Origin of the sequence: Chitinimonas sp. BJB300 (assembly GCF_002735695.1) — a bacterium.
Lineage (GTDB): Bacteria > Pseudomonadota > Gammaproteobacteria > Burkholderiales > Chitinimonadaceae > Chitinimonas.
Window position 1 is genome coordinate 1 of record NZ_PDZH01000183.1, and the last position, 5,650, is coordinate 5,650.

Here is a 5,650-nt window from a genome sequence, read left to right on the forward strand (position 1 = left end):
CATGCCAACATTGAACAGTTGAAAACGCTTAACGACCAGGTTGAAACGCTATACAAACAAGGCAACTATGATCGTGCCTTAGAGGTGGCCAACCAGTCGCTCTCGCTTGCCGAAAAGTCATTTGGCCTGAATCAGAATTATGTCAGCATCAGCCTGAATAACTTGGCTATGCTATACAAAACCCAAGGCCAATACGCCAAGGCAGAGCCCCTTTACCAGCGCGCATTGGCAATCAGAGAGAAGTTAGTAGGGGCTAATCATCCTAATGTGGCTTTGAGTCTTATAAATTTGGCTGAACTGTATAGCTTGCAAAGCCAATTCGCCAAAGCGGAGCCACTGTATCTGCGCGCATTGGCAATCAATGAGAAGACCCTAGCCCCTGGACACCCAGATGTGGCCCTGGGCCTGAATAACTTGGCACTGATGTACTTCACCCAAGGCCGATACACCGAGGCAAAACCCCTTTACCAGCGCTCTTTAGCGATCTTGGAGAATGCGCTAGGTCCCAATCATCCTCAAGTAGCCAAGGTCCTAAGTAACTTGGCACAGCTGCATAACGCCCAAGGCCGATACACCGAGGCAGAACCCCTTTACCAGCGCTCTTTGGCAATCAGTGAGAAGTTAGTAGGGTCTAATCATCCTGATGTGGCTTTAACCCTAAACAACCTTGCATTAACGTACTACAACCAAGGCCAATACACCAAGGTTGAACCCCTGCTGCAGCGCGCATTGGCAATTTGGGAGAACACCCTGGGCTCCGATCACCCAGATGTGGCTACCAGCCTAAACAATCTCGCAAGGTTGTACTTCACCCATAGCCAATATGCCAAAGCAGAACCTTTGATTCTGCGCTCACTGAAAATCCGTGAAAAGGCGCTAGGCATCGATCATCCTAATGTTGCTGCCAGCCTATACAGCCTAGCACAGCTGTACCATGACCAAGGTCAATATGCCAAAGCTGAGCCTTTGTACCTGCGCTCACTGGCGATCAGAGAAAAGGCGATAGGTCCCGAACACCCTGAAGTAGCCGCATACCTAAACAGCCTTGCAGAGCTATACAGAATCCAAGGTCAATACGCCAAGGCAGAACCCCTATACCAGCGATCATTGGTAATCAGCGAAAAGGCACAGGGACCGAATCATCCACATACGGCCCTAAGCCTCAATAACCTGGCAAATCTGTATTACGCGCAAGGTGGATATACGAAAGCTGTACTTCTGTACCAGCGCTCATTATCGATCAGTGAAAAAACACTAGGCCCCGATCACCCAGATGTGGCCCTGGGCCTGAATAACGTGGCACTGGCGTACTTCACCCAAGGCCAATACAACAAAGCAGGACCTCTGTACCAGCGATCACTCTCGATTTGGGAGCGGGCGTTAGGCTCCGATCACCCTCATGTGGCGAATGGCTTGAATAACTTGGCAGGGTTTTATGCCACTCAAGGCCAATACGCAAAAGCTGAGCCCCTATACCTCCGTTCATTGGCGATCAGGGAGAAGGCTCTGGGGCCCAATCATCCTCATGTGGCACATAGCCTGTATCACTTGGCACAGTTTTATTCCACTCAAGGTCAATACGCAAAAGCAGAGACCTTATCCCTGCGTTCATTGGCGATCAGTGAGAAAGCGCTAGGGCACAATCATCCTGATGTGACTCAGAGTTTGGACAACCTAGCACTGCTGTACGCTGCACAAGGCCAAGATACCAAGGCAGAACCTTTGTACCTGCGCTCATTGGCTATCAGGGAGAAGGCGTTAGGCCTCAATCACCCTGATGTAGCCACCAGTTTAAACAACCTGGCAGAGTTTTACAGAACCAAAGGCCAATATGACAAGGTTGAACCCTTATACCGGAGAGCTTTGGCGATCATGGAAAAGACACTAGACCCCGATCATCCAGATGTGGTTCAAAGCTTGATCAACCTAGCAGGCCTGTATCGAGCAACGAATCGTGCCAGGGATGCGGATCAACTACAGAAACGCGCAGATGCAATTCTGAACTCTAAACAAGTTCAGCATCCAACGGCCTTTGGACAGATTTGAACCGGAAAGGGATTTTCCCTTTCTGATTACAGCCGCATAGTAATGGTTGATAGTATGCGTGCTCGGGCATCTTCTATTGCATGTTACTTCCAACATTAGACCGATAAAGATGAGCATCGAACATCTGGCAGCCCAGTTCCTTGCGTACGGAAAACTTTCTCCTGCTCTGGAGGAAAGAATCCGAGACCCTGCCGATCGATTGGCGATCTATCGGTATATTGTCGACCGAGAACCTAAAGTATTCCGTCACTTGTTACTCAACCTATTCGATTAAGAGATTTCTTTCCGAGAAGCACTTTGGAACGGAACTGCAAATGACGACGGGGAGTTTTCCGAGGGCATCTACCACTGTGCTTTTCTGATCCATTGCTGCGGAGAACCGAGCGATACCGCGACCCTATGGAAGGCGCAGTACCTAAAATCAGGATATCGGAGCGCTAGATGGTGAGTACTTCGTTGGCGCAGGTCTTACTGAAACACTGTTGTACCTCTCTCGTACTACTTGATCAATCATCGACAGCTATCGCCGCATATATTGAGCATTGGTCATGCAACGCCTCGCTAAATTCGTTAGCCAACTGGCAACAAGATCGCCGACAGTGGATTCGAGACGATGCAGAGCGCATGGTTTCCTAACGGCTGTTGCGGCGCAAAATCGGCCTACGCGGCCATACAAAAAATACCAAAGGAAAACTTGAAGTTTATTTATCTAAGAAATATGAAACCTTTTCGGCAAAATATATAGCAATGAAGTAAGAACCCCAGCCTAACAAAAAACTCCAAAAGTAGACCATTTTATAGATACTCTCATTTTTCCTCTTGTCATAATGGTCAATAATCACAGACAGTGCGGCCACTAAACCACATAAAAGCGCAAACATGGGTAGTAATAGACTTGCACCTGCAAAGTGAGCAATAAGCACTTTTGTTTTTGTTAAATAAGGAATAGTTATACTTTTATGCAGTACTGCATACGTACACAACGCTATCAAGAATACCGCAACTAATAAAGATGCAATACGATGACTAATTGGAATATAGTTTGGTATATATATTCCACGTGGCAAACTCCAGTTTAAAGGGTATTTGCAATAAGTACACCCGCCATTTTTTGCTTGGTGGTCATTGACCATATTCAGAGTGTTGCATGTTGAGCATTTAATCCTGCGCATTTATGTCGTGAAATTGATGATCTAAAATGGAATAGAAAAGCTTATTCGAGTCGTCTAACCCTACAACGTACCCAAGAGCGTTTGCCGATTATATTCGGTATAAAAATACACTAAACAGTGGTCATAAGTAGAAGCAAAAAAAGTGCGACACTGAAACGAGATACTTAGTACTCACAGATAGACTAACTTGTAAAAGTCACAAAAACAGAAGGAAGGCCATGAACCAAAGTACTGAGCAGTCAAGTCTACTGTACTTCAGCTACTTGTACATTTGGGCGGTTAAATGTAAATGACATTGCGCTTACAATACCTTGCCATGTTTCTGGAGAGAAGCGCTCGGCACCGATCAACAAGACTCGCTTTTTTTCACCTTCATTCCACGAAATCACAATCACGTCATTTCTAATCTCGTAGTCAATGATGTTCTGCATTGAAATACAGAAGTATCTATTTTTCTTCTTGAAGATTGTAAGGGAGTCTGATGAAAAGACCAGTTCGTCCCCCCAACGAAATCTCGTAGTAAAAGAGATTGCAGCAATCAGACTTACTATGCCAGCAATCGATGCGGAAATCCAAAGTGGGACTCCGAACAATAGGTTAGCGAAGATTACCATAATTGCCGGTAGCAACTGCTTGGCAAGGTAGTGAATAAGTCGTTGAAATTCTGCGTCTGCCTTAAAGGTCTTATCCATACAAATCTCACCAAGTAAGCTTAGTTTTAAAGATACTAAGACGGGTTGCATATACCGTGTAGGTTATAAAGCACGTGTGGCTGGAAATGGCAGATAGTCCCGTCCCGTCCCATCTCATTTCAATCTCTAATCTTGATTTAGCGTTTGATAGACAGAATGGATTTCGCACGCCATTGAAGTTGATCTGCTTCGTGATTACGGTTGGTTGCCAAATACAGCTCTGCAAGGTTGTTTAAACTGGTGGCTACAGCAGTGTGATCGGGTCCTAGCGCCTTCTCGCGGATCGCCAATGAGCGCTGGTACAAGGGTTCAGCCTTGGCGTAATGGCTTTGGTTAACGTACAGCGTTGCCAGGTTGTTTAGGCTCTGTGCCACATCTGGATGATCGGGTCCTAGCGCCTTCTCGCGGATCGCCAATGAGCGCTGATACAAGGGTTCAGCCTTGGCGTATTGGCTTTGGTTAACGTACAGCGTTGCCAGGTTGTTTAGGCTCTGTGCCGCATCTGGATGATCGGGTCCTAGCGCCTTCTCGCGGATCGCCAATGAGCGCTGGTACAAGGGTTCAGCCTTGGCGTATTGACTTTGGTTAACGTACAGCACTGCCAGTTTGTTTAGGCTCAGTGCCACATCTGGATGATCGGGTCCTAGCGCCTTCTCGCGGATCGTCAAAGAGCGCAGGTACAAAGGTTCAGCCTTGACGTTTTGGCCTTGGGAAACGTACAGCTCTGCTAGGTTTTCTAGGCTCTGTGCCACATTTAGATGATCGGGTCCTAGTACCTTCTCCTTGATCGCCAAAGACCGCTGGTACAAGGGTTCAGCCTTGGCGTATTGGCTTTGGTTAGCGTACAGCACTGCCAGGTTGTTTAAACTGGTGGCTACAGCAGGGTGATCGGGTCCTAGTACCTTCTCGCGGATCGCCAATGACCGTTGGTACAAGGGTTCAGCCTTGGCGTATTGGTATTGGTTAGCGTACAGCGCTGCCAGGTTGTTTAAACTGGTGGCTACAGCAGTGTGATCGGGTCCTAGCGCCTTCTCGCGGATCGCCAATGAGCGCTGGTACAAGGGTTCAGCCTTGGCGTTTTGGCTTTGGTTAATGTACAGCGTTGCCAGGTTGTTTAGGCTCTGTGCCACCTCTGGATGATCGGGTCCTAGCGCCTTCTCGCGGATCGCCAATGAGCGCTGGTACAAGGGTTCAGCCTTGGCGTATTGGCCTTGAGTTCTGTACAGCGTTGCCAGGTTGCTTAAACTGGCGGCTACCGCAGGGTGATCGGGAGCAAAAGACTTTTCGGCCACAACGAGCGACTGGTTTGCCACTTCTTCAGCACGATCATAGTTGCCTTGGTTAAATAGCGTTCCAAATTGGTCGTCGAGCGCTTTCCACTCGTCAATGTTGGCATAAGCTGAAGTACCTACACTGCTAGTCAGCACAAGTGCAAACGCCAACAGGGCGTTTAGTAAATTTCTCTTCACGATATCTTCTTAAATAGAGCGGTACTAAGTCCGGAGGATACCGTTGGCTAAGTGTTTGTAATAGTGGCGAAATACCTGACCTATCCAAAACGGTTGTCAATTTGAAATACGGGTAGACCTTGCCAAGTGATTGATTGTCAGCTTTGGCCGATTATGCAAAGCCAGCGATTATGGAAAGTGACCGAGGTAGCTGTGGCTAAAAGGCAGGCAGGAAGCGACTCGGCAGCGGCGGATATCGCAACAAGCTGGACATAATTTCTTCGGTTTTCTG

At 47.6% G+C, this 5,650-nt stretch carries 4 protein-coding genes; 1 reads left to right on the forward strand and 3 read right to left on the reverse strand.

Annotation, left to right across the window (positions count from 1 at the left end):
* The coding region (locus CSQ89_RS19490) for a tetratricopeptide repeat protein (RefSeq protein ID WP_099407701.1) at positions 1-2,046 on the forward strand (2,046 nt) is incomplete at its 5' end.
* A 701-nt stretch (positions 2,047-2,747) separates the two neighbouring features.
* On the opposite strand, the gene CSQ89_RS22240 is transcribed toward CSQ89_RS19490, so the two are convergent.
* The 3 genes from CSQ89_RS22240 to CSQ89_RS19505 all read right to left on the reverse strand — a co-directional run bounded on the left by CSQ89_RS22240 (position 2,748) and on the right by CSQ89_RS19505 (position 5,379).
* Complete coding sequence (locus CSQ89_RS22240) at positions 2,748-3,179, reverse strand: hypothetical protein (RefSeq protein WP_158229057.1); 432 nt, start codon at positions 3,177-3,179, stop codon at positions 2,748-2,750.
* 284 nt (positions 3,180-3,463) lie between these two features.
* Positions 3,464-3,910, reverse strand: a complete 447-nt coding sequence (locus tag CSQ89_RS19500) for a hypothetical protein (RefSeq protein ID WP_099407703.1) — start codon at positions 3,908-3,910, stop codon at positions 3,464-3,466.
* A 137-nt stretch (positions 3,911-4,047) separates the two neighbouring features.
* Complete coding sequence (locus tag CSQ89_RS19505; protein WP_199065737.1) at positions 4,048-5,379, reverse strand: tetratricopeptide repeat protein; 1,332 nt, start codon at positions 5,377-5,379, stop codon at positions 4,048-4,050.
* Positions 5,380-5,650 lie beyond the last annotated feature (271 nt).

Coding starts and splice junctions, on each gene's coding strand:
- CSQ89_RS22240 (WP_158229057.1), bottom strand. CDS start 3,179: ATGGTCAATGACCACCAAGCAAAAAATGGCGGGTGTACTTATTGCAAA.
- CSQ89_RS19500 (WP_099407703.1), bottom strand. CDS start 3,910: ATGGATAAGACCTTTAAGGCAGACGCAGAATTTCAACGACTTATTCAC.